This is a genomic window from Brevundimonas sp. (genome assembly GCF_030704825.1).
Taxonomy (GTDB): domain Bacteria; phylum Pseudomonadota; class Alphaproteobacteria; order Caulobacterales; family Caulobacteraceae; genus Brevundimonas.
The window spans coordinates 258870-282512 of sequence record NZ_JAUYNX010000014.1; the positions used below are offsets into that span (position 1 = coordinate 258870).

Sequence of the window (23643 nt, forward strand, 5' to 3'; positions counted from 1 at the left end):
GCCCCGTCCCGAGCGCTTATTGGAAGCGCTCCCAATCGCGGCGGAGCACGTCCGCCCGGAGCGGCAGCGGCCCGCCTCGGGAAGGTTCAGGGAGAATCCGATGATGAAGCGGCACGGGATTTCGGCGACGGCCTTGCGGATGCTGGCGATCGTCACGGCGGCGGTCCTGGGCGCGGCGGCCTGCGCTTCGCCCTCCGTGGCTCCCCCCGAACCGGCGGCGCGCGTCTGGATGACTTCGGGCGACCGGAGCCGGTTGCTGGCCGAGCAGACGCCGCTCACGTTCCATGCCGCCGATGCGACCCCGAGCCCCTCAGTCGTCGTCATTGACGCGTCGCGGCGGTTCCAGGAGATGGTCGGCTTCGGCGCCGCGATCACCGACGCCTCGGCATGGCTGATCCAGACGAAGATGCGGCCGGACCAACGCGACGCCCTGATGCGGGAGCTGTTCGGTCGTGACGACGGCGGCCTGGGCTTCAGCTTCACGCGGGTGACCATCGGCGCCTCGGATTTCTCTCTGGACCACTACAGCCTGGCGGACACGCCCGACCCGGCGCTGGCGAATTTCTCGACCGCACGGATGGAGGCCCATGTCTTTCCGACGGTGCGGCAGGCCCTTGCCGTTAATCCCGATCTCAAGGTGATGGCCTCGCCGTGGAGCGCGCCGGGCTGGATGAAGACCACCGGATCCATGATCCAGGGCGAGTTGAAGCCGGAATTCTATCCGACCTACGCCGACTACCTGCGGCGCTATGTCGAGGCCGCGGCGGCCCACGGCGTGCCGACCGACTATCTCAGCATCCAGAACGAGCCCGACTTCGAGCCGGACAGCTATCCCGGCATGCGGTGGGGTCCGGAGGGACGCGCGGCCTTCATCGGCGGCCACCTTGGACCGATGTTCCGGAGCGCCGGGATCCGGACGCGAATTCTCGATTGGGACCACAATTGGGACAAGCCGGAGCAGCCCCTCGGCGTACTCGCCGACCCCCGGGCCAGCACCTTCGTCAGCGGTGTCGCCTGGCACTGCTACGCCGGGGACGTGGCGGCCCAGACGCCGGTGCGGGAAGCCTATCCTGACAAGGATGTCTTTTTCACCGAATGTTCGGGCGGGGACTGGGCGGCCGACTTCTCCGACAGCTTTTCCTGGACGATGAGGAGCCTCATCATCGGATCGACCGGGCACTGGGCGCGCGGCGTCCTGATGTGGAATCTCGCGCTCGACGAGTCGCACGGTCCCCACGCCGGAGGCTGCGGCGACTGCCGCGGAGTGGTGACCGTCGACAGCCGCACCGGAACCGTGGAACGGAACCAGGAATACTATGCCTTCGGCCACGCAAGCCGTTTCGTGCGGCCGGGCGCGCGGCGGATCGCATCGGCCGGGCCCGAAGGCCTTCACGCCGTCGCCTTCGTCAACCCGGACGGCGAGCGGATCCTGATCCTTCTCAACGAAGGCGAGGTTCCGGTCTCGTTCATCCTCCGGGAGGGGAGGTGGCAGGCGGCCGCCGATCTGCCGGCGAAGACCGCCGCAACCTACGTCTGGCGGGCTCCCGACGGCCCCGAGGCCGACTGATCACCGTCATTCTCGCCCTCCGTTCGGACGGGCCCGCGATTTCAGATTGCGCAGCTCCCGGAATTCGGCTAGCCATTGGAAGCGCTTCCAACTCGCCGTCGAGCGCGGTCGGAATCGCGAAACAAAAATGGACGTGGGGCTCACGGGTCTCATGCCGGGGAATCGCAAAGGGGGTTAACAATGCGCAACGAGTTCGCAGGTGTCCGCAAGTTCGGATCCGTCTCGTCATCAAAGCTCTGCCTGACGGTCTCGGCCCTTGCGCTCGCCATGGCGGCGCCGGCCGTCGCCCTGGCCCAGGACCCCGCGCCGGCGCCGGCGCAGGACGAGGCGGTCGAGATCGACGAAGTCATCGTCACCGGCCTGCGTCGAGGCCTGGCCGACTCCATCAGCGTCAAGCGGAACGAGACCTCCATCGTCGAGGCGGTTTCGGCCGAGGACATCGGCAAGCTGCCCGACGTCTCCATCGCTGAGTCCATCGCGCGCCTTCCCGGCCTGGCCGCCCAGCGGGTCAACGGTCGCGCCCAGGTGATCTCGATCCGGGGTCTGGCCCCCGACTTCACCACCACCCTGCTCAACGGCCGCCAGCAGGCCAGCTCGGGGGACAACCGGGCCGTCGAATTCGACCAGTATCCGTCCGAGCTGCTGTCCAGCGTGGTGATCTACAAGACCCCGGACGCCGAGGTTTCGGGCATGGGTCTTTCCGGCACCGCCGACCTGCGCACTGTCCGGCCGCTCGAATTCGGCCGCCGGGCCCTGGCGCTGAACGTTCGCGGCGAAGTCGTGGAAGGCGACAGCCTCAACGACGACGTCCGCAACTACGGCGGCCGCGTTTCCATCAGCTATATTAACCAGTTCGCCGACAACACCCTGGGCATCGCCCTGGGCTACGCCCATCTGGATTCGCCGTCCCAGAACCAGCACTACAAGGCCTACGGCTACGAGGCGTTCGGCTTCGCCGTGACGCCGGACAGTGCGGACAACGCGCTGATCCTGAACGGCCAGGAGCTTTTCGCGACTTCGCGCCTCAACCAGCGTGACGCCTTCATCGGCATCGTCGAGTGGCGGCCCAACGAAGCCTTCCATTCGACTCTCGATCTCTACTATTCGAAATTCGACCAGGAAGAGACAACGCGCGGCGCCCAGTGGTTCTCCAATGGCTGGGCCGACAACGCCACCTTCACCGATGTCCAGACCGAGACGCGCGGCGGCACGCTCTTCGCCACCAGCGGCACGCTGAACGGCGGCGTTCCCATCATCCGCAACGACTTCAACACCCGGGAGGACGAGCTTTTCTCGGTCGGGCTGAACAACGAGTTCCAGATCGACGACCGCACCCGGGTGCACGCCGACCTGTCCTATTCCAACAATCGCCGGCGCGAACAGATCCTCGAGACCTACGCCGGCTACGGACGCGGCGTCGGCGGCGTCACGCCCGCGACCCCCAACGTCGGCCGCACCCTCGACACCATCCAGTTCGAGGTCAACGACGACGGCTATCCCACCTATTCGGAGGGGCTGAACTACGCAGACGCCTCCCAGGTATCTCTCGGCGACCGCGCCCCCTGGGGCGGCTGGGGTCACGACGGCGCCATCCGCTTCCCCGACGTCGAGGAGAGCATCTACGCCGTCGATCTGATGGCGGAGCGCGATCTGGACGGCTTCTTCACCAACCTCAGCGCCGGGGTGAACCTGGCCAACCGCGAGAAGTCCAAGCGCGTCGACGATTTCGACCTGTTTCTCAAGAACGGTCGCCAGCAGGTCTATGTCGATCCGCAATACCTGGCCGCGCCGACCTCGCTCGGCTACGCGGGCTTCGGCGATGTGCTCAGCGTCGATCTGAGCCGAGCCCTGGACGTCTACTACGACCGGGCGCCGATCCTGGACGCCAACTATTTCGACAAGAACTGGGACATCCAGGAGGAGGTGATCACCTTCTTCGCCCGGGCCGAGTTCGAACGCGGTCCCATCCGCGGCAACATCGGCGTCCAGGTGGTCCAGCAGTCCCAGGAGTCGACGGGGGTGGTGATCAACGGCCTCGAGCCGGGTCAGCCGATCACCCCGATCTCGGTGACCGAGAGCGAGGACTACACCGATGTCCTTCCGAGCCTGAATCTCATCTACGACTTCGGCGACGGCCAGCGGATCCGGTTCGCGGCGTCCAAGACCATGGCCCGGCCGCGCATGGACGAGATGCGCGCCAATGTGACCCCGGGCTTCAACGCCTTGGTCTGCACGGGTCAGCCCTGCCTGCCAGGTACCACCGTGAACCCCTGGTCGGCCTCGGGCGGCAATCCGCACCTTGAGCCCTGGCGCGCCACGGCGTTCGACGTCGCCTATGAGTGGTACGTGAACCCGACGACCTATGTGTCGGTCGCGGCCTTCTACAAGGATCTGGACAGCTACATCTATCAGCAGACCGGAACCTTCGACTTCTCGGGCATTCCCCTGCCCAGCACGGCGTCCGCCATTCCCGCCGGAGTCACCATCAGCCCGATCGGTCAGATCACGCTTCCGGCGAACGGCAACGGGGGGACGATTCAGGGCGTGGAGGTCAGCGGCGCCCTGAACCTCGGCACCGTGTGGGAGCCGCTCGAAGGTTTCGGCGTGCTGGGCAGCGTCTCCTTCACCGAATCCGACCTGAACCCCAGCCCCACCGGCCAGGAAGTTCGCATCCCCGGCCTGTCGGGCATGGTCTACAACATGACCGCCTATTACGAGCGTGGCGGCTTCCAGGCGCGGATCAGCAAGCGTTTCCGCGAGGCCTTCAAGGGCGAGGTGGTGCAGCTGTTCGCGACCCGCGGCTACACTGAAATCCTCGACGACGAGCAGGTCGACGCGCAGATCGGCTACACGTTCGAGGAGGGCCGGCTGGAAGGTCTGGGGCTGCTGTTCCAGGTCAACAACCTGACCAACTCGCCCTATCGCACCCGCCTCGGCCTCGACAGCGGCGGCACCACCACCGCGGACGGAACCACGCTGCCGGAAACCTACGAGGAATACGGCCGTCAGTATCTGTTCGGCATCAACTACCGGTTCTGACTGGCGCCACCCTTCCCGGCGCCGGAACCGGAACTCGCCGTGGATCGGGAGCGCATCCGCACCCCGTCCACGGCGGCCCTTTAATGTGAGTAGTCGAGTAGACGTATGAAGCGCCCCGCCCTGAAGGTCTCGCTTTCACTCCTGCTGCTGGCGGGCTGCGCGCCCATACAGACTTTCCCCCGGCCGCCGCTCGAGGTCGCGGCCCCGGCGGCCGCCGCGCCGGACGCGGCCATGGAGCGGCGCATCGCCGCCATCGTGGCTGGCATGACGCTGGAGCAGAAGGTCGGGCAGATGACCCAGCCGGACGTCCGCTACATCACGCCGGAACAGGTGAGCCAATACTACATCGGCTCGGTGCTGAACGGCGGCGGCGCCTGGCCGGACATGAACAAGCGCGCCTCCGTCGCCGACTGGGCCGCCCTGGCCGACCGCTTCGCCGACGCCGCCCTGGCCACCGACCTGCCGACGCCGATCCCGCTATTGTGGGGCACCGACGCCGTACACGGGCACAACAATGTCTCGGGCGCGACCATTTTTCCGCACAACATCGGCCTTGGCGCCGCCAACGATCCGGCGCTGATCGAGCGCATCGGGCGGGCCACGGCGCGGCAGGTCCGCGCCACCGGCATCACCTGGGCCTTCGCCCCGACCCTGGCTGTCGGCGACAACCGGCGCTGGGGCCGGACCTATGAGAGCTGGTCCAGCGATCCGGCCCTCGTCCGCCGCTATGGCGAAGCCATGGTCCGGGGACTGCAGGGCGACCTGACCGGCGACGCCGACGTGCTGGCGACGGCGAAACACTATCTGGGCGACGGCGGCACCTTCAACGGCGTCGACCAGGGCCAGGCCCGCATGACCCGCGAAGACTTGCTGGGCCGCCACGGCGCCGGCTATCTCGGCGCGCTGGACGCCGGCGTGCAGACGGTAATGATTTCGTACAGCGGCTGGTACGACACGGCGGCCGACCAGGACCACGGCAAGATGCACGGCAACCGCGACCTGATCGCCGGCGTGCTCAAGGGCGAGCTCGGCTTCGACGGCCTGGTGGTGTCCGACTGGAACGGCATCGAACAGGTGCCGGGCTGCGCCAGGGACCGCTGCTCCCAGGCGGTCAACGCCGGCATCGACATGTTCATGGTCCCCGAGGACTGGCGCGCCTTCATCACCAATACCGTGGAGGACGTTCGCGCCGGCCGCATCGCCGAGTCGCGGATCGACGACGCCGTGACCCGCATTCTGCGCGTCAAGATGCGCTCCGGCCTGTTCGACCGCCCGGCTGACGCCAGCGTCCTGACGGGGCGCGCCGATGGCCTGGACGCCCGCGCCCTTGCCCGCGAGGCCGTGCGCAAGTCGGTGGTCCTGCTCAAGAACGATGACGCGGTCCTGCCGCTGCAGCGTGGTCGTCGGGTCCTCGTCGTCGGCGCCAGCGCCGACAGTCTGTCGAACCAGACAGGCGGCTGGTCGCTGACCTGGCAGGGCACCGAGAACGTCAACGCCGACTTCGCCACGGGCCAGACCCTGCTGACCGCGCTGCGCGAGGCGCTGGGAGCGGACAATGTGGTCTATTCGGCGGACGGCTCGGGCGTGGACGTTTCGCGTTTCGACGCGGTCGTCGCCGTGCTCGGCGAGACTCCGTACGCCGAATACAATGGCGACGTCCGCTTTCCGGTCCCGGTCCAGCACAGCCTGCAGCACCCCGCCGACCTCGCCGCCCTGCGGGCGGTGTCCGGCAAAGGGGCGCCGGTCGTCACCGTGCTCTATTCGGGCCGACCCGCCTACGCCAACGACCTGATCAACCTGTCGGACGCCTTCGTCGCCGCCTTCCTGCCCGGCACCGAGGGCGGCGGCCTGGCCGATGTCCTCCTTGGCGGTCAGCATGACTTCACGGGCCGGCTGTCCTTCGCCTGGCCGGGCTCGGCGTGCAGCACCGGCGAGGATCCGGACGACGTCGTCCAGTTCGCGCGCGGCTACGGCCTGAGCTACGCCCGGCCGGCGCGGCTGGGGCCTCTGCCCTTGCCCGCCACGCCCGCGACCTGCGAAACCATCGCACCCTAGCGACGGACACGGCATGCGACAGCTCAAGAAGATTCTGATCGTCGGCGGCGGAACGGCCGGGTGGATGACCGCCGCCCTGCTGTCGAAGCTGTTCAAGGACCTCTACGAGATCACGCTCGTCGAGTCCGAAGAGATCGGGATCATCGGCGTCGGCGAAGCGACCATCCCTGCCATCAAGAAATACAATGAGTTGCTGGGCCTGAACGAGAACGAGTTCATGCAAGCGACCCAAGGTTCCTTCAAGCTCGGCATCCAGTTCGTCGACTGGCTGCGCCTGGGATCGAGCTACATTCACGGCTTCGGCGTGATCGGTCGTGATCTCGAATGGCTGCGCTGCCACCAGTACTGGCTGAAGTTGAACAGCCTTGGCCGGGCCTCGGACTTCGCCGACTATTCGATCAACACGGCCGCCGCGCTTGAGAACAAATTCATGCGCGCCGATCCGAAGATGGCGGAGTCGCCCATCGGCCAGATCGCCCACGCCTTCCATTTCGACGCCAGCCTGTACGCTCGCCACCTGCGCGGTCTGGCCGAGGCCAGGGGCGTGAAGCGGCGGGAGGGCAAGGTCGCCAACGTCACTCTTCGCGGCGAAGATGGCTTCGTTCAGTCGGTGACCATGGGGGACGGGGAGGTCATCGCCGCCGACCTCTTCGTCGACTGCTCGGGCTTCCGGGCGCTGATCATCGAACAGGCGATGAAGACCGGTTACGAAGCCTGGAACCAGTGGCTGCCCTGCGACCGCGCCATGGCCGTGCCCTGCGCCCGGGCGGAGCCGTTCACGCCATATACCCGGTCCACGGCCCGCCCCGCCGGCTGGCAGTGGCGCATCCCGCTCCAGCACCGCACCGGCAACGGACACGTCTACTCCAGTCAGTACATGGACGACGCCGAGGCCGAAGCCATCCTGTTGGCCAGTCTCGACGGGGAGCAACTGGCCGAGCCCAACCGGCTCCGCTTCGTCGCGGGCAAGCGCAAACAGACGTGGAACCGGAACTGCGTCGCGATCGGCCTCGCCAGCGGCTTCCTCGAGCCGCTCGAGTCGACCAGCATCCACCTGATCCAGTCGGCCATCATCCGCATGGTGCGCCTTCTGCCGGACGCCGGCTTCGACCCGGCCACCATCGCCGAGTTCAATCGGCAGACCGACTTCGAATACGAGCGCATCCGCGATTTCATCATCCTGCACTACAAGGCGACGGAGCGCGACGACACGCCGTTCTGGCGCTACTGCCGCGACATGGAGGTTCCGGACACCCTTCAGCGCAAGATCGACCTGTTCGCCGCCAACGGCCGCATCTTCCGCGAGGACGAGGAATTGTTCGCGGAGGAGAGCTGGATCCAGGTCTTCCTCGGGCAGGGAGTCACGCCACGCGGCTACGATCCGCTGGTCGACATCAAGAGCGACGCCCAGGTCGCGGAGTTCCTGGACGATGTCGAAGGCGTCATCCGCAAATGCGTGGCGGTGATGCCGACCCACGCCGACTATGTCGCCAGGGTGTGTCCCGCCAAACCCGCCTGAGCTCGCCGCAAGAGCTCTGAGGGGCGCTCCCCCGAAGGGCTGAAAAAGTTAGCTAAAACAAGGACCGGTGGCGGAGAGGGTGGGATTCGAACCCACGGTGCCCGCAAAGGCACGCCGCATTTCGAGTGCGGTACATTCGACCACTCTGCCACCTCTCCGCGGGGCCGATAGACGCTTTGGTCGAGCGAGCGGCTTCTCTAATGGGCGGGGGGCCGCGCCGCAAGCGGGCTCGGCGATAAATCGTGTCAGCGCTGGGCGGGAAGCGGGAGCCCCAGCGTCTCGCCGGTTGAGAGGTCGCCGTCGATGACGCGAAACAGTTCGGCGGGACGGCCGCCGGTGGCGGGCGAGAGGCGGCCGGTGGGCTGAACCAGGCCGGTGCGTTCGACGCCGCGGCGGAAATTCTGCTTGTGCAGCGACAGCCCCGCGACCGCCTCGGCGGCGCCCTGGAGTTCGGACAGGGTGAACGTCGCCGGCATCAGGTCGAACAGCACGGGGCGGTATTTCAGCTTGCTGCGCAACCGGCCCAGACCGGTGGCGAGGATACGGCGATGGTCGGAGGCCATGGCGCGGCCCGGGGCGGCGGCGGGCGACGGCCGATCCTGATCGCGGGCGGCCTCGGCGACCAGACCGGCCTCGTAAAGCAATTCATACCGGTCCAGCACCCGGCCCTCGTTCCAGCGATGGGAGGGCGTGGTGGCGAAGAGGGTTTCGATCCGGGCCTGGCGGCGTGGATCGTCGGCTGCCCAGGCGGCGAGATCGGCGACGAGCGTGGCGAAGCAGGCCGGGGCCCCGTCGCGGCGATCCTCCCACGGGAAGATGTCCAGCACCGGGGTCCAGCGAGCTTCGGCCAGGGGGACGTCGGCGGCGTCGGCGGTCAGGGCGAGATAGCCGACCGAGACTTCGCGATGGCGTTCCGGGCCCGGGGTGGCGCGGGGGCTGCCCCGGCCGAGGTCGCCGAAGGTGTAGAGCTGTTCGACGAAGCCGAGGCGGAAGCCGGTCTGGGCGGTGACGAAGGCGCGCAGCGCCAGTTCGAACGTGCGGTCGCGGGTCGGATCGAAGGGACCGAAGGGCAGGGCGGCGGCGCCGTCGTCCCCGGGAATGGTCAGGACGCAGGCCTTGCGGTCGCGCAGCGCGATGACGACGGCGGAGAGACCGATGCGGACGCCCTGTTCGCCAGCGGTCTCCATCACCTATTCCGTATGCCAGGCGTCGGCGGCGGGCATGAGGCCCACGGCCTCGGCCAGCACCCGGTAGCGTTCGAGATAGCGCTGCTGGGCGACGGGGGCGGGCAGGGGATCGATCGTCAGCTCGTAGCCCGCGGGCGGGGCGCCGAACAGGAGCAGGGACTCCTTCCGGGTGAAGCCGGCCAACTGCGTCGCCTCGAAGAAGGCGCAGGCCCGGTCGGCCTTCTTGATCAGGGTCTTGACGGCGATCGGGTTCTTCGGCGGCAGGCCGAAGCGAACGTGGATGGCGCCTTCCAGCCGTGCCTCGAAGGCTTTGTAGTTCATACCCAGTGCCGCCTTGAACGGCGAGATCATGTCGCCGATGACGTATTCCGAGGCGTCATGGAGCAGGGCGGCCAGCCGCCATTTCGGCTCGAGCCCCGGCCTGATGTGAGCGGCGATCTCCTCGACGACGCAGGAGTGCTGGGCGACCGAGAAGGCATGCTCGCCGATGGTCTGGCCGTTCCAGCGGGCGACGCGGGCCAGGCCGTGGGCGATGTCCTCGATCTCGATGTCGAAAGGCGAGGGGTCGAGCAGGTCGAGGCGGCGGCCGGACAGCATCCGCTGCCAGGCGCGGGGCTCTTTCGAGGGTGACGGTCGGGGCGTGACGGCCAAGGCTTTTTCCTGCTCTCGTGGGCAGGGTTGGTGACGCATCGGGACGGCGCGATCAAGGGCGGGCGCCGTTTATTCCCCGGCGTTGAGCGTGACCAGGTCCTTGGCGTCCTCGAAGGCACGGTCGCGATTTGTATCGCGGGAGCGGACTGTGGCGACCACCAGCGGGCCGCCCACGGGACCGCGGGCCTCGTAGCCGACCAGCCGCCAGCCCGCTTCCGACGGGCGGTTGTCGGTCAGGATCCAGCTGACGCGGGTGGCGTCGCCGCCGGCGCTGGCGCGGATCTCGGCGGCGTCGTCCCGGGCGTTGATGCTGACGTTTTCGCCATCGCCGCCGGAGCCGGTGATGCGGGCGGAGCCGTCGCTGTCGTCGGCGTCGATATGGAAGCCGCCGATGCGAACGCTGGCCTTGTCGCCGCGCGTCTCGATGCGCATTCCGGGCAGGCTGACGGAGGCGTCGTCTCCATGGGCGTCGATGGCGACGCCGGGGGCGCGAACCGAGGCGCGATCGGCCGCCGAAGCGGCCTGTTCTGCAGCGCGCTCCGCCGTGGCCGCGGCGGCGTCAGCGGCATCGGCGGCGAGGTCAGCCGAGGCGGCCGCCCGGGCGGCGGCGGCCTCGGAGGCCGCCAGCTGCTCCACAGCGCGGGGCAGGTGGCCGGACAGGCGCCGTTCGAAGGCCTTGAGGATCTGGGCGGGGGTCTCGTCGTCCAGCGGCACGAGGTGAAGGCTGACCTCGGCGCCCTTGGGACCGACATAGGTGCAGACGGTGCCGCCGGCGGAGGCCGATCCCTTGCGCGTCAGCGAGCCCATGGTCTGGGGGCATTGCAGGGTCTCGACCACCTTCAGCACGCCCTTGGCGTCGGCATCCTCGCGGGTCGAGGAAATGCGCACCGAGCTGCCCTCGTCGCAGGCGGCGAGCGCGGCGAGGGCGCAGACGGTCGGGATCAGAAAGGGACGAACGGTCATAGACTTGCGGTCCTGGTCACGAGGACATCCTGCGCGCCCCGGATTCATTTTCCAGTGAAATCGCGGTAAGGCGGGTGACGAAACCTGTTCGTTGATGTGTTCAACCGCCGGGCCGCGCGCCTTCGCGGCGATTCAGGAAGGCCAGACGTTCGAACAGGTGCACGTCCTGCTCGTTCTTCAGCAGGGCGCCATGCAAGGGCGGGATCAGCTTGTGGGGCGTCTTCTCGCGCAGGGTCTCCGGATCGATGTCGTCGACCAGCAACAACTTGAGCCAGTCCAGCAATTCCGAGGTCGAGGGCTTTTTCTTCAGGCCGGGCGTGTCGCGGATCTCGTAGAAGGTCTTGAGGGCCTCCGAGACCAGACGCGGCTTGATGCCGGGGAAGTGGACCTCGACGATAGCGCGCATCGTCGCGTCGTCGGGGAAGCGGATGTAGTGGAAGAAGCAGCGCCGCAGGAAGGCGTCGGGCAACTCCTTTTCATTGTTGGAGGTGATGACCACGACCGGGCGCACCTCCGCGCGGATCGTCTCGTCCGTTTCCTGGACGTAGAACTCCATACGGTCGAGTTCCTGCAGCAGATCGTTGGGGAATTCGATATCGGCCTTGTCGATCTCGTCGATCAGCAGGACGGGGCGGGCAGGGGCGGTGAACGCCTCCCACAGCTTGCCGGGCTTGAGGTAGTTGCGCACGTCGTGGACGCGGGCCTCGCCCAGCTGGCTGTCGCGCAGCCGCGAGACGGCGTCATATTCGTACAGGCCATTGTGGGCCTTGGTCGTGGACTTGATGTGCCAGGTGATGAGTGGGGCGTTCATCGCCCGGGCGATCTCATAGGCCAGGACCGTCTTGCCCGTGCCGGGCTCGCCCTTGATCAGCAGCGGGCGTTCCAGCGCCACGGCGGCGTTCACCGCGATCTTCAGGTCATCGGTCGCGATATAGTTCGAAGTGCCTTCGAAGCGGTCGGACGGGCGAGACATGGTCGGCTCCGGTGGGGATCGGCTCCGGGTTAGCGAAGGCGGAGCGGGTTAACAACGATCATGTTGCCCCGCCCCGCGCGCCATGCCAGCCTCTTTGGACAGGGGAGACCACCATGCTGCATCGACTGATCGCCGCCGCCGTCGCGCTCACATTGGGGCTTGCCGGCCCCGCCCGGGCCGACACCCTCGTCGTCACCGCCGCACGCATGGTCGATGTCGAGCGCGGTCGCTATGTCGACAACCCTGTCGTCGTGGTCACGGATGGCCGGATAACGTCAGTCGGAACCGCTGCCCCCGCCGGCCTTCCCGCTGACGCCCGCCGCCTCGATCTACCGGGCCTGACCCTTCTGCCCGGCCTGATCGACATGCACGTCCATCTCGCCGGAACCCCCTATGTCTCGGGCTTCAAGGTGCTCGAGTACGCTGACGATTTCGAGACGGTGCTTCAGGTCCCCAACGCCCGCGCCAACCTGATGGCGGGCTTCACCACGGTGCGGAATCTGGGCGGTCCCGACTTCGCCGACGTCGCCCTGCGTCAGGCCATCGACGCCGGCTTCATCGAGGGGCCGCGCGTCATTCCGGCTGGCGTGTCGTTCGGCGCCACCGGCGGCCATTGCGACGACACCGGCCTGCCGCGCTCCCTGGCCCAGGCCAATGACTACAACGCCGACAGCGTCGACGCGGCCCGCCACAGCGTGCGCGAGGTGCGCAAATACGGAGCCCAGGTGATCAAGGTCTGCGCCACCGGCGGCGTCTTCTCGCGCAACACCGAGCCCGGCCAGCAGCAGATGACGCTGGCCGAGCTGACGGCCGTCGCCGACGAGGCGCATATGTGGGGTCTCAAGGTCGCGGCCCATGCCCACGGCGCCTCGGGCATCGCCGACGCCATCCGCGCCGGCATCGACACCATCGAACACGCTTCCCTCATCGACGCCGAGGGCATCCGCCTGGCGGTCCAGCACGGGACCTGGTTGTCGATGGACATCTACAACACCGACTTCACCCAGGCGACGGGCACGGAGTTCGGGGTCACCGAGGACAATCTGCGCAAGGACCGCGAGATCGGCCAGTTGCAGCGAGACAATTTCCGCGCCGCCCACCGCGCCGGAGCCCGGATGGTGTTCGGCAGCGACGCCGCCATCTATCCGCATGGCCAGAACGCCCGGCAGTTCGCGATCATGGTCGAATACGGCATGACCCCCGCCGAGGCGATCCGCGCCGCCACCTGGAACGCCGCCCAGGCCCTGGGCCGCGAGAGCGACGTCGGCGCTATCGTGACGGGCCGCTATGGCGACCTGATCGCCGTGTCCGGCGACCCCCTGGCCGATGTACGAATGCTCGAAACCGTGCCCGTGGTCATCAAGGGCGGGGCTGTGGTCCGGGACGCGCGCTGACGGTTCAGGTGTAGACGCGTGGAATCCGCGCGGTGACCGAGGTCAGCAGCTCGTAGGCGATGGTCCCTGCCGCCGCAGCGGCGTCGTCCACCATCCGGTTCACGCCGAACAGCTCGATTCGGTCCCCGACGGCGACATCCAGCCCGGTGGCGTCCACGGCGCAGACATCCATCGACACCCGCCCCACGATCGGCCGTAGCTCCCCCGCAATATGGACCAGACCTTTCGGGCTGTAAGCCCGCAAGACGCCGTCAGCGTAACCCGCAGCGCAGGTCGCGATTCGCGTCGATCCGCGCGCCACGAAGCCGCGCGAATATCCCACGCTCTCGCCCGCCGGAACCTCGCGCACCTGCAGCACCTCGGCCGTCAGCGTCGCCACCGGCCGGATACGGTCGTCGGGCCGCCCCTCCGGACCGCCGCCGTACAGGCAGACGCCCGGCCGCAGGGCGTCGAAGGCGTAGTCCGGCCCCAGGAAGGCGCCGCCGGAATTGGCGAACGACCGCACAGTTCCCGGATACCGCGCCGCCGCGGCCGCGAAGGCGTCCCTCTGCCGCGCGTTCATCGGCTCGACCGGATCGTCGGCGCAGGCCAGATGGCTCAACACCAAATCCAGCCCCTCGAACGGCTCCGGCGCCTCCTCGACGCGGAATCCCAGCCGGTTCATGCCCGTATCGATCTGCAGGCCGCTTCCTCCGCCGCCGGCCGCCCGCCATTCCGCCAGCTGCGCCCCGGTGTTCAGCACCGGCTTCAACCCTGCGGTCCGCAGCCGCGCCGCCCGTCCAGCCAGGCATCCGTCCAGCACATAGATCGTCGGCGTCTGTCCCAGCGCCGCCCGCAGCCGCTCGCCTTCGCTGGTCCGGGCCACGAAGAAGGTTCGCGCGCCCTCGGCCATCAGTCGTGCGGCGCAGGCGGCGGCGCCCAGCCCGTAGCTGTCGGCCTTGACCACGGGATGCACGGGCGCGCCGCCCACCGCTTCCAGCGTGCGGAAATTGGCGGCGAGGGCGTTCAGGTCGATGGTGAGCGTGGCCGGTGCGGGCATTCCGCCATCTATGGCGACCTGCTTGTGCGATGCAACAAGCGGAGCCTACAGGCGAACGAAAGCCTCGCCGTCCGCGTCGAACAGATGCGCCTGATCCGGCGGAACCTTCAGGCTCAACGTCTCGCCCGTCGAGGGCCGCGCGTCGCCCGGCAACAGCACCGTCACCGGCGCCTCCCCGGCGGTCAGATAGGCGTAGGTCGCATGACCCAGGGTCTCGACGAAGGTCACCTCGGCGCGGACCGCATCGCCCTTGCCGGCCGTCGTCAGGTGCTCGGGCCGGACGCCCAGGGTGACCTTGTCGCCGGCCTTCGCCCGCGCCGCATTGACCGCGACCTTCAGCGTCTCGCCCGCCCCGGTCCGCACCGTCGCGCCCTTGGCCGTCGCCATGACGATCTCGGCCGGCAGCAGGTTCATCTTCGGACTGCCGATGAACTCGGCCACGAACAGGTTGCGGGGCCGATCGTACAGCTCCATCGGCTTGCCGACCTGTTCGATCCGGCCGGCGTTCAGCACCACGATCCGATCGGCCAGGGTCATGGCCTCGACCTGGTCGTGGGTGACATAGACCATGGTCGTTTTCAGCCTTTCGTGCAGGCTGGCGAACTCGTAGCGCATCCGCACCCTGAGGGCGGCGTCGAGGTTGGACAGGGGCTCGTCGAACAGGAAAACCTGCGGCTCGCGCACGATGGCCCGGCCGATGGCGACCCGCTGGCGCTGGCCGCCGGACAGGGCCTTGGGCTTGCGGTCCAGATAATCGGTGATGTTCAGCGTCCCGGCCGCGCCGCGCACCCGCCGGTCGATTTCGGCCTTGTCGGCCTTGGCCAGCTTCAGGCCGAACGCCATATTCTCGTAGACGCTCATGTGCGGATAGAGGGCGTAGGACTGGAACACCATGGCGATGCCCCGGTCGGACGGGCTCAGGTCGTTGACCGAGCGTCCGCCGATAGCGATGTCGCCGCCGGTCGATTCCTCGAGGCCGGCGATGGTGCGCAGCAGGGTGGACTTGCCGCAGCCCGACGGCCCGACGAAGACCACGAACTCGCCGTCCGCGATCTCCAGATCGATGCCTTTCAGGACCTCGACAGCCCCGAAGCTTTTGGTCACGCCGGTCAGCCGGACGTCCGCCATATGTTTCCCGCCCGCAACTTCTTGTCTGGTCCACTGCGCTTCGCGCTGCATGAAACCGGGTTTTGCGGTCACCGTAAACGGTTACAGTCCGTCTGCAATCCTCCCTGGGGTCCCGAAGAGCAGGCGAGCTACCGACGCATTTGCGCGGTCGCCGGGTCCGGGCGTCGTGAGACCGCCGTCTTCAGGAGTCGCTGGAAGGTCGGGCATTCCATGTGGCTGGGCGCAGGACAGGCCGCCGCATGGCGGAGCCCGTCCCGAAGGGCGCTGAGACGCCTGACGGTTTGATCCAGTTCGTCAGCCTTCGTGGAGAGCTGGATTCGGTCGAGGCGCGGTCGGCCGTCTTCGCCAAACATGCCGCCTATCTCGTCGAGTGAGAAACCGGCGGTCTGGGCCAGCGCGATCAACGACAGGCGTTCGAGCACGCCCGGGTCGAACAGCCGTTTGAGCCCGTGTCGGCCGACGGAGGCGATCAGCCCCTTCTCCTCATAAAACCGGAGCTTCGACGCGGCCATGCCGGAACGCCGCGCGACCTCGGCGATATCGAGAGATTTCACCGTTGACCTCAACCTAGCTTGAAGTTGTAGCGTCGCTTCCGCCGGTACGGAAATCAAGAAGGATCAGACGATGAAGTCAGGACAGGAAGCCAACGAAGCGCAGGCCAGGCTTTGGAACGCCCGCGTCGGCGAAGTCTGGGTGGAGCAGCAGGAGTTGCTGGACCGCCTGCTCCAACCCTTCGAACGGGCGCTGGTGGAGGTCGTGGCGAACCTCGGCGCGGGCGACGTGCTGGACGTCGGTTGCGGCGCGGGCGCGACGACCCTCGGGGCCGCTCGCCATCTCGGGGAGCGAGGCCGATGCACGGGCGTCGACATCTCCGTCCCCCTGATCGAGGCCGCGCGGCGTCGAGCCGAAGCGGCGGGTCTCGAGACCTGCCGCTTCATCGCCGCCGATGCGCAGCAATACGCGTTCGAGCCGGCAGCCTTCGACGGGGTGATCTCGCGCTTCGGAGTCATGTTCTTCGCCGATCCGGTCGCCGCCTTCGCCAACATCAGGCGAGCCGCCCGGCCCGACGCCGGACTGGCGTTCATCGCCTGGCGCAGCGCGGAGGAGAATCCATTCATGACCGCGGCGGAACGGGCGGCGGCGCCGCTGCTGCCGGAACTTCCCGCGCGCGATCCCGCCGGGCCCGGACAGTTCGCCTTCGCCGATGCGGAGCGGGTCCGCGGGATTCTGGCCGCAGCCGGATGGCGGGACGTCGACATCCAGCCGCTGGACCTCGTCGTTACGCTGTCCGCCGTGGATCTGGACGCCTACGCCGCCAGAATGGGCCCGGTCGGCGCGCTGTTGCCTGATCTGGACGAAGACCGGAGAAGCCGGATCGTCGCCGCCGTCAGACAGGCCTTCGAGGCCTGGGTGACCTCCGGCGCGGCCCATATCACGACCGCCTGCTGGCTGGTCCGGGCCCGCAACCCCGGGTGAGGTCACCCTCGGAGAGGGCGCGAGGGTTCACTCAGCGCGGGCCCTTGACCTTGTACGGCGGCCTGGCCCCGGCGGGCTTGCCGCGCGCGTCCTTGGCCGCCCACGGACGATCGCCGCCCTTGGGCTTGCCCTTCCATGGCTTGTCGCCGGCGGCGGCCGGAGCCGCCTCGGCGTCGGAACGCGGCGCCCAGGGCGTCTTGCCTTCGGCCGCCGGCTTTTTCACCCACGGCTTCTTGCCCGGCGGCGTCGGATCGTTCGGCGTGCGTTTCACCCAGGGCTTCTTGCCCTCGGCGGCCGGAGCAGCGTCGTCCTGCTTCACCCAAGGCTTCCTGTCGCCTTGCGGACGGTCCTCGCGGGCTTTCCAGGCGGTCTTGTCGCCAACTTCGTCGCGCTTGACCCAAGGCTTCTTGCCTTCAGCCGCCGGAGCGTTGTCTTCGCGTTTCACCCACGGCTTCTTCGCGCCCTCGGGACGGTCCTCGCGCGGCTTCCAGGCCGGCTTGTCGCCGCCTTCCTCGCGAGCCTTCCACGGCTTCTTCTCGGGCCGGTCGCCGCCCGCGCCGGGCTTTTTGTCCCAGCGGCTGACGGGCTTCTCCGACGGGCCCGGCTTGACGGCCGGGTCGATCTTGACGCCTTCCTCGAGGCCCAGGGCGATGGCGGCCTCGAATTTGGCCTGCATCTCCTGGGTGATCTCGAACTTGGTCTCGCGCTCGAAGATCTTGATCGCGCCGATGTCGCGCTTGGTGACATGGCCGAGACGGCAGATGGTCGGCATCAGCCATTTCGGGTCGGCGTTCTTGTCGCGCCCGATGTTGATCCGGTACCAGACCATGTCGCCGCCGCGGGCGAAGTCCGTATACGGAACGTCCGGCTGGCCCTTGTCGTTCTTGCCGATCTCCTGCTGACGCTTCATGCGGTCGTCGTCATAGACGTCTTCCGGCGCGGGCAGCTTCTGCTGGTACAGGCGGATCAGGGCGGCCGCGATCTGCTCGGGCGTGCTCTTCTCGAGCAGCTGCCGGCCGAGGGCCAGCATGTCCTCGTCCTCGACCGGCGCGGTCAGGACGGGATCGGCCAGCATGCGCTTGCGGTCATTCTCAAGGATCATGTCCGCCGAGGGCGGGCCCGACCATTCGGCCTTGATCGACGCGGATTGCAGCATCAGCTCGACCTTGCGGCGACGGGTGTAGCTGACCAGCAGGACCGAGACGCCCTTCTTGCCGGCCCGGCCGGTGCGGCCCGAACGGTGCAGCAGGCCGGCCTTGTTGACAGGAATCTCGGCATGGATGACCAGACCGAGATCGGGCAGATCGAGGCCGCGCGCGGCGACGTCGGTGGCGACGCAGACGCGGGCGTGTCCGTCGCGCAGGGCCTGAAGCGCTTCGGAACGCTGGCTCTGGGTCAGCTCGCCCGACAGGCCGACGACCGAGAAGCCGCGTTCGCGCAGCGACGAGGTCAGATGCTTCACCCGCTCGCGCGTATTGGCGAAGACGAGGGCGCCGGGGGCCTCGAAATAGCGCAGCACATTGACGACCGCGAGTTCGACCTCGTTCGGGGCGACGCGGATGGCCTTGTATTCGATGTCGGCGTGCGAGGCGTTGCCCGCGACCGTGTCGATCCGCAGGGCGTTCTTCTGATAGGTCTTGGCCAGTTGCACGATGTCGCGCGCCAGGGTCGCCGAGAACATCAGGGTGCGGCGTTCCGCCGGCGCGCCTTCCAGGATGAAGGTCAGGTCTTCGTGGAAGCCCATGTCCAGCATCTCGTCGGCCTCGTCGAGCACGACGGCTTGCAGCGTCGACAGGTCCAGCGAACCGCGCTCCAGATGGTCGCGCAGACGGCCCGGGGTGCCGACCACGATGTGGCAGCCGCGTTCCAGGGCCCGGCGTTCGACCTTGGGATCCATGCCGCCGACGCAGGAGACGATGCGCGCGCCGGTCTGGGCGTACAGCCATTGCAGTTCATTCGAGACCTGCAGGGCCAGTTCACGGGTCGGGGCGATGACCAGGGCCACCGGCGCCCCGAACTCGGCGAATTTCTCGGCCTCGCCCAGCAGGGTGGGGGCCAGGGCCAGGCCGAAGGCGACGGTCTTGCCGGATCCGGTCTGTGCGGACACGAGCAGGTCGCGGCCCGCTTCGGCCTCCAGCACGGCCGATTGCACCGGGGTGGGCTCGGCATAGCCGCGTTCGTGCAGGGCGCGGTCGAGCGCGGGATGACTGGCGGGGAAGGGCATGGGGCGGTCCAATAGCACGATTCAGCGCGCGAACGGTCGGCGCGGGTAGCGGCGGACGGCGGCCTATGAGGGGAAATAACGGCGGAATGGTGGATGATGCGGGGATCGGCCTCCGCGAGCGGCGCCCATTCCGGCGCCGCGCATAGCCCGCGCGGCTCCCCGCTGCAAGCGCCGGCTGTCCCGCAGGTAATTCGTTCCGGGCTTTACGATTTGGACAGGCCGTCGGGTGGATGCTGCCAGCCCTCACACAGGCTTCACCATGTTCGTGCTTCGCGCCGCCGGCTTAACCCTGTTGATCTACGCCCTGTTCAACGCCGCTTTCGGCCTGAACCGGCAGGAGTTGCCATGGCTGATTTCGGCGGTGCTGCTGGCGATTGGCGGCCTCGCCCTGTTTCTGGCCCGGCCGTGGTCCCGGATCGTCGTGCTTTCGTCCGCCTGCGCCGCGGCCGCCGTCGGCGCGATCAGCCAGATGCGAACCGCCCAGGACGTGAATGTGCGCCTGGAAGACGCCACCGTCGCCTGGGCCCTTTGGTCGGCGCTGTGGCTGGCCACCGCCTATATCGGCGCGCGCTATCTGTCGGATCGAGCCGGCATCGAGGATAGCTGACCCGATCGGCGGTTCCGGCCGGCGCGGCGCGTCAGGCGCTCTGGCGGTGCGGGTCCTGACCGGTGGTTGGCCGTGACAGGAGCCGCGAGACCGAGCGCGCAAAGGTTTCGAGCCGCAATGGCTTGACCAGGGTGTCGTCGGCGCCGAGCACCATGGCTGTCCGCAACAGCTGGTCGGCGCCGACGCGGCCGCCGGACGAGATGGCCAGAACGCGGATGTGCGGCCACGCGCGGCGAAGCTCGACGATGGTCTCCAGCCCGTCCTTGTTCGGCATCAGCATGTCGAGAACCACCAGATCGACGGCCATGGAGCCGATGATCTTCAGGGCTTCCTCGCCGTCGTCGGCCTCGACGACCACATGGTCTTCCTGGCGAAGCAACTCCGTGGCGATGAGCCGGACGGTCGGGTCGTCGTCCACGATTACTATGACAGCCATGACAGTCTCCGGAATCGACTGTGCCCGCCGATCCCTGTGATAGTTTGAACAGAAATGATTAAGATCACGCCGCCGCCTGGGCGTCGCCTCGGGGAAGTTCCGCGAAGACGCAGGGCCGGCGATAGACATAGCCCTGGATCAGATGGACTCCGGCCGTCTTCAGAAACTGCGCCTGGGCCTCGGTTTCCACCCCTTCGCAGACGATCTTCATGCCCAGCGAGCGACCCACGCCGATGACCGCGTGGATGATGGCCGCCGAGGCCGTGTCATCGGTGCAGCGGGCCACGAAGCTGCGATCGATCTTCAGGGTCGAGAAGCGAAGCTCCCGCAGCGCGTGCAGGCTGGTGTAACCCGCTCCGAAATCGTCCAGAGCCACAGCCACGCCCATTTCCCGCAGACGATCGAGGGTGGGGCGGGCGCGTTCGATGTCGAGGATGGCCGTCTCGGTCACCTCGACCTCCAGCCGGTCGAGCGGGAAGGCCTGACGACGGGCGGCCGCGGCGACCCTGTCGGCGAACTCGGTCTTCTGGAACTCGTCGGCTGAGGCGTTGAAGGAAATCCGGACGTCGTCCCGCCCCGCGCCGTCCTGCATCGCGCGGACCATGACGAAGTCGGTGAGATCGGCGACGGCGCCAGCCGCTTCCAGTTCGGGGACGAAGGAGTCCGGGCTCCGTTCGCCGCGGTCGGGACAGGTCCACCGGACCAGGGCCTCGACCTTGCCGGAAAACGCTCCACTCCGGTCCATCAGGGGCTGGTAGACGAGGTGCAGGTGTCCGTCCCTCACCGCGCGGTCGAAGGCGCTGCGGATTCCGGGTGCGTCCGGTGCGGCCGATGCGGCCGGAGCGACTCCGCCCGCGAATGACGCCAGGGTCCGGTCCACCAGCCGGACCAGGGCGGGAAGGTCGATCGCGTCGATCTGGTTCCGCCGGGCCGCGTTCTCGGCCGCCGAGGCGGCCGACGCCACGGCCGAGGCCCCGAGGCTGAGGCTCATGGATTTCAGGGCATGGGCGCCGCGCGCCGCCGCCTCGGCCTCGCCGGCCGCCAGCGCATCGCGGATGTCCTGCAGCCGCAGGGGCGCATTGACGGCGTACAGGGTCTCGACCCGTTCGACGAAGTCGGACCGGCCATTGCTGGCCATGGCCGCGAGATCCGCACGGGTGGCCGGATCGAACAGTTCGTTGTCGCCCGCATGGCGCTCGGGTTCCAGTGTCGGCCTGACCGAGGCCTCGTCGCGAGCCAGATGACCGCAGTGGCCTTGAAGCGCTTTTGACAGGTCCTCCACCGTGAACGGCTTGTGGATGACCCCGTCCATGCCGGCCGTTCGCCAGGCGTCCGCGGCGGACCCCACGACGTGGGCAGTCAGGGCCAGGATGGTGGTGCGGTCGCGGTTCTGGTCGGCTTCCTCCGCGCGGATCAACCGGGTGGCCTCGAATCCGTCGAGATGGGGCATGGATCCGTCCATCAGCACCAGGTCGAAGGCTTGGGTGCGAAGCCGTTCCACCGCCTGCAGCCCGTCCTCGGCGAGCACAGGCTCGACGCCAAGCCGCTGCAGGGCCTCCGACGCGACCTCGCGGTTGACGTCGGAGTCGTCGACGACAAGCACCCGGGCGCCGGGGAACTGGAGGGTCGTCGCGGCGCCCGATGAGGTCTCTTCGAGCAGGAGCGGCTCGCCCGCGCATATCTGGCGGGCCAGGGTCATCACATCGCAGCGGCGCACGGGCCGGTTCATCACGGACGATCCCGGCGGGATCTCGTCCCGGGCCGAGGCGATGATCACCGTCGGGATGGCGGAGGCGGGCGCGCGAGGGCCGCGGAAGGCCGCGACGGCGACCTCCGTCCCGGCGGCGCGGCCGATGCCAAGGGCTTCAAGGTAGCGGACCAACGCCCGTTCCGTCATCGGCCCCACATCGCCGATCGTGACATGGAGCCCGCGGCCGTCGACGCCGGGATCGATGTCCGGGCCGGCGGTTCGCAGCGGAGCGTGGAAGGCGAAGGTCGAGCCCTGGCCCTCCCGGCTCGACAGCCGCCATTCGCCGCCCATCGCCCGCACCAGCCGGTCGCAGATGGTCAGGCCCAGGCCGGTACCCCCGTGCTTGCGCGTAGTGCTCTGGTCGGCTTGGGAGAAGGCCTCGAACAGCTTGGGCAGCTTGTCCTCGGGAATGCCCGGCCCCGTGTCCGTGACGCCGAAAAGGTAGCCGTTCCCGTCGGGTTCGATGGTCAGCAGGACGCCGCCCGTCCCGGTGAATTTGATGGCGTTATTGACCAGATTGCCGAGCACCTGCCGCAGACGGGTCGGATCGGCCAGCACGGCCGGGATGCGCGGATCGACGTAGACGGCGAGATCCAGGCCCTTCTCCATCGCCCGTTCGGCGAACAGGCTGGCGACGTCCTCGGCCGCCTCCGCCAGATCGACCTCGAGGGTCTCCAGATCCATCTTGCCGGCCTCGACTTTCGAGAAATCGAGAATGTCGTTGATGATGCTCAGCAGGGATCGGCCGGACTTGGCGATCACGTCGGCGTAGCGCCGCTGTCGGGCCGGAAGCTCGGAGCTGGACAGCAGTTCGCTGAGCGCCAGTATGCCGTTCATCGGCGTCCGGATTTCATGGCTCATGACGGCGAGGAAGTCGGACTTGGCCGCCGTCGCCGCCTCCGCCACGTCCCTTGCGACCGAGAGTTCGGCCGTCCGCGTCGCGACCTGTTCCTCGAGCCCCGCGACATGGGCGGCGATCCTGTCGTCCCGAACGCGGATGCCTTCCATCATCGCCCGGAAACCCGACACGAGATCGGCCACCTCTCCATCGGCGGCGATGTCGGGGCCTTTGGTGTAATCCTCTGACCGGCACACGGCGTTGGTGAACCCGGCCAGCTCGACGATGGGGTCGCTGATCCGGCGAGCCATGCGCAGGGCGATCAGCAGGCCCGCCAGCAAGGCTACGCCAGCGCCGGCCAGGCTGATCAGGACCGCGCCCAGGATGCGCGCCCTCAGACCCGGGGTATGGCCCAGTAGGGTGATCTCGCCGACCCTTCGGCCCTCGCTCATGATCGGCGCGGTCGCCTGGATGGTGCCGCTGTTCAATACGGCCCAAAGCGAGGCTCCGCCGTCCTCTCCGACGCTGGCGTCGGAGTTCAGCCGGACTCCGCCGCCGGTCTCGGCCAGCAACCGGCCGCCGGGGCCCACGATGCGGGCGTAGCTGATGTCCGGCATCTGGCCGATCGAGCGGATCGCCACGAAGGCGCCCGACGTATCTCCATCGTGAACCGAGCGGGCCGCCAGCGAGCCGATCACCCGCGCCGTCTGGGCCAGCCGCTGGGTTTCGAGTTCCGATTGCCGGCGGGCGTCGATCCAGCCGGCAAGCGTCGCTGTAACAACGCAGGTCGTCACAAG

At 68.2% G+C, this 23643-nt stretch carries 17 protein-coding genes and 1 tRNA gene; 7 read left to right on the forward strand and 11 right to left on the reverse strand.

What is annotated here, in order from left to right:
* The first annotated feature begins 100 nt into the window (after window positions 1-100).
* The 4 genes from Q8Q71_RS06720 to Q8Q71_RS06735 all read left to right on the forward strand — a co-directional run bounded on the left by Q8Q71_RS06720 (window position 101) and on the right by Q8Q71_RS06735 (window position 8180).
* Window positions 101-1567 carry a glycoside hydrolase family 30 beta sandwich domain-containing protein gene (locus Q8Q71_RS06720; RefSeq protein ID WP_305758856.1) on the forward strand — a complete coding sequence of 489 codons (1467 nt, stop codon included), beginning with the start codon at window positions 101-103 and terminating at the stop codon, window positions 1565-1567.
* A 180-nt stretch (window positions 1568-1747) separates the two neighbouring features.
* The gene (locus Q8Q71_RS06725) at window positions 1748-4606 is read left to right on the forward strand and encodes a TonB-dependent receptor (RefSeq protein WP_305758857.1); all 2859 of its coding nucleotides are present in this window, start codon (window positions 1748-1750) and stop codon (window positions 4604-4606) included.
* A gap of 105 nt (window positions 4607-4711) precedes the next feature.
* A complete protein-coding gene (locus tag Q8Q71_RS06730; protein WP_305758858.1) occupies window positions 4712-6661 on the forward strand; it encodes a glycoside hydrolase family 3 protein in 1950 nt (649 codons plus the stop codon).
* Window positions 6662-6674: 13 nt separating this feature from the next.
* Window positions 6675-8180 (forward strand): tryptophan halogenase family protein, encoded by a 1506-nt coding sequence (locus Q8Q71_RS06735; protein WP_305758859.1) that lies wholly within the window; start codon window positions 6675-6677, stop codon window positions 8178-8180.
* 68 nt (window positions 8181-8248) lie between these two features.
* Here Q8Q71_RS06735 and Q8Q71_RS06740 read toward each other — a convergent pair.
* From Q8Q71_RS06740 to Q8Q71_RS06760, 5 genes are all read right to left on the reverse strand, one after another.
* Window positions 8249-8338, reverse strand: a tRNA-Ser gene (locus Q8Q71_RS06740).
* A gap of 87 nt (window positions 8339-8425) precedes the next feature.
* A complete protein-coding gene (locus tag Q8Q71_RS06745) occupies window positions 8426-9367 on the reverse strand; it encodes an NAD regulator (RefSeq protein ID WP_305758860.1) in 942 nt (313 codons plus the stop codon).
* 3 nt (window positions 9368-9370) lie between these two features.
* Window positions 9371-9964, reverse strand: coding sequence for an HD family hydrolase (locus Q8Q71_RS06750; RefSeq protein ID WP_305759015.1), 594 nt, complete (start codon window positions 9962-9964; stop codon window positions 9371-9373).
* A gap of 123 nt (window positions 9965-10087) precedes the next feature.
* Window positions 10088-10981: a methyltransferase type 11 gene (locus Q8Q71_RS06755; RefSeq protein ID WP_305758861.1), complete on the reverse strand. Its 894-nt coding sequence runs from the start codon at window positions 10979-10981 to the stop codon at window positions 10088-10090.
* A 100-nt stretch (window positions 10982-11081) separates the two neighbouring features.
* A complete protein-coding gene (locus Q8Q71_RS06760; RefSeq protein ID WP_305758862.1) occupies window positions 11082-11954 on the reverse strand; it encodes a MoxR family ATPase in 873 nt (290 codons plus the stop codon).
* A gap of 113 nt (window positions 11955-12067) precedes the next feature.
* Here Q8Q71_RS06760 and Q8Q71_RS06765 point away from each other — a divergent pair, with 113 nt between their 5' ends.
* Window positions 12068-13348, forward strand: coding sequence for an amidohydrolase family protein (locus Q8Q71_RS06765; RefSeq protein WP_305758863.1), 1281 nt, complete (start codon window positions 12068-12070; stop codon window positions 13346-13348).
* A 4-nt stretch (window positions 13349-13352) separates the two neighbouring features.
* On the opposite strand, the gene alr is transcribed toward Q8Q71_RS06765, so the two are convergent.
* From alr to Q8Q71_RS06780, 3 genes are all read right to left on the reverse strand, one after another.
* On the reverse strand, window positions 13353-14387 hold the full coding sequence (gene alr / locus Q8Q71_RS06770; RefSeq protein ID WP_305758864.1) for an alanine racemase: 1035 nt from the start codon (window positions 14385-14387) through the stop codon (window positions 13353-13355).
* A gap of 45 nt (window positions 14388-14432) precedes the next feature.
* Window positions 14433-15515, reverse strand: a complete 1083-nt coding sequence (locus Q8Q71_RS06775) for an ABC transporter ATP-binding protein (RefSeq protein ID WP_305758865.1) — start codon at window positions 15513-15515, stop codon at window positions 14433-14435.
* A 128-nt stretch (window positions 15516-15643) separates the two neighbouring features.
* Window positions 15644-16126: a helix-turn-helix domain-containing protein gene (locus Q8Q71_RS06780; protein WP_305758866.1), complete on the reverse strand. Its 483-nt coding sequence runs from the start codon at window positions 16124-16126 to the stop codon at window positions 15644-15646.
* 13 nt (window positions 16127-16139) lie between these two features.
* Between Q8Q71_RS06780 and Q8Q71_RS06785 the strand changes: the two genes are divergently transcribed.
* Complete coding sequence (locus Q8Q71_RS06785) at window positions 16140-16991, forward strand: class I SAM-dependent methyltransferase (protein ID WP_305758867.1); 852 nt, start codon at window positions 16140-16142, stop codon at window positions 16989-16991.
* A gap of 31 nt (window positions 16992-17022) precedes the next feature.
* On the opposite strand, the gene Q8Q71_RS06790 is transcribed toward Q8Q71_RS06785, so the two are convergent.
* Window positions 17023-19215 carry a DEAD/DEAH box helicase gene (locus Q8Q71_RS06790; protein WP_305758868.1) on the reverse strand — a complete coding sequence of 731 codons (2193 nt, stop codon included), beginning with the start codon at window positions 19213-19215 and terminating at the stop codon, window positions 17023-17025.
* A gap of 259 nt (window positions 19216-19474) precedes the next feature.
* Here Q8Q71_RS06790 and Q8Q71_RS06795 point away from each other — a divergent pair, with 259 nt between their 5' ends.
* Window positions 19475-19822, forward strand: coding sequence for a hypothetical protein (locus tag Q8Q71_RS06795; RefSeq protein ID WP_305758869.1), 348 nt, complete (start codon window positions 19475-19477; stop codon window positions 19820-19822).
* Window positions 19823-19853: 31 nt separating this feature from the next.
* Here Q8Q71_RS06795 and Q8Q71_RS06800 read toward each other — a convergent pair whose 3' ends face one another.
* Both Q8Q71_RS06800 and Q8Q71_RS06805 read right to left on the reverse strand, forming a co-directional pair.
* Window positions 19854-20258: a response regulator gene (locus Q8Q71_RS06800; RefSeq protein ID WP_305758870.1), complete on the reverse strand. Its 405-nt coding sequence runs from the start codon at window positions 20256-20258 to the stop codon at window positions 19854-19856.
* Window positions 20259-20322: 64 nt separating this feature from the next.
* On the reverse strand, window positions 20323-23640 hold the full coding sequence (locus Q8Q71_RS06805) for an EAL domain-containing protein (protein ID WP_305758871.1): 3318 nt from the start codon (window positions 23638-23640) through the stop codon (window positions 20323-20325).
* Window positions 23641-23643 lie beyond the last annotated feature (3 nt).

Bases quoted from the DNA above. Each gene is read 5' to 3' on its own strand.
- alr (WP_305758864.1), bottom strand. From the start codon at position 14,387: ATGCCCGCACCGGCCACGCTCACCATCGACCTGAACGCCCTCGCCGCC.
- Q8Q71_RS06730 (WP_305758858.1), top strand. From the start codon at position 4,712: ATGAAGCGCCCCGCCCTGAAGGTCTCGCTTTCACTCCTGCTGCTGGCG.
- Q8Q71_RS06800 (WP_305758870.1), bottom strand. From the start codon at position 20,258: ATGGCTGTCATAGTAATCGTGGACGACGACCCGACCGTCCGGCTCATC.
- Q8Q71_RS06720 (WP_305758856.1), top strand. From the start codon at position 101: ATGATGAAGCGGCACGGGATTTCGGCGACGGCCTTGCGGATGCTGGCG.
- Q8Q71_RS06790 (WP_305758868.1), bottom strand. From the start codon at position 19,215: ATGCCCTTCCCCGCCAGTCATCCCGCGCTCGACCGCGCCCTGCACGAA.
- Q8Q71_RS06735 (WP_305758859.1), top strand. From the start codon at position 6,675: ATGCGACAGCTCAAGAAGATTCTGATCGTCGGCGGCGGAACGGCCGGG.
- Q8Q71_RS06765 (WP_305758863.1), top strand. From the start codon at position 12,068: ATGCTGCATCGACTGATCGCCGCCGCCGTCGCGCTCACATTGGGGCTT.
- Q8Q71_RS06750 (WP_305759015.1), bottom strand. From the start codon at position 9,964: ATGCTGTCCGGCCGCCGCCTCGACCTGCTCGACCCCTCGCCTTTCGAC.
- Q8Q71_RS06755 (WP_305758861.1), bottom strand. From the start codon at position 10,981: ATGACCGTTCGTCCCTTTCTGATCCCGACCGTCTGCGCCCTCGCCGCG.
- Q8Q71_RS06760 (WP_305758862.1), bottom strand. From the start codon at position 11,954: ATGTCTCGCCCGTCCGACCGCTTCGAAGGCACTTCGAACTATATCGCG.
- Q8Q71_RS06725 (WP_305758857.1), top strand. From the start codon at position 1,748: ATGCGCAACGAGTTCGCAGGTGTCCGCAAGTTCGGATCCGTCTCGTCA.
- Q8Q71_RS06745 (WP_305758860.1), bottom strand. From the start codon at position 9,367: ATGGAGACCGCTGGCGAACAGGGCGTCCGCATCGGTCTCTCCGCCGTC.
- Q8Q71_RS06775 (WP_305758865.1), bottom strand. From the start codon at position 15,515: ATGGCGGACGTCCGGCTGACCGGCGTGACCAAAAGCTTCGGGGCTGTC.
- Q8Q71_RS06795 (WP_305758869.1), top strand. From the start codon at position 19,475: ATGTTCGTGCTTCGCGCCGCCGGCTTAACCCTGTTGATCTACGCCCTG.
- Q8Q71_RS06785 (WP_305758867.1), top strand. From the start codon at position 16,140: ATGAAGTCAGGACAGGAAGCCAACGAAGCGCAGGCCAGGCTTTGGAAC.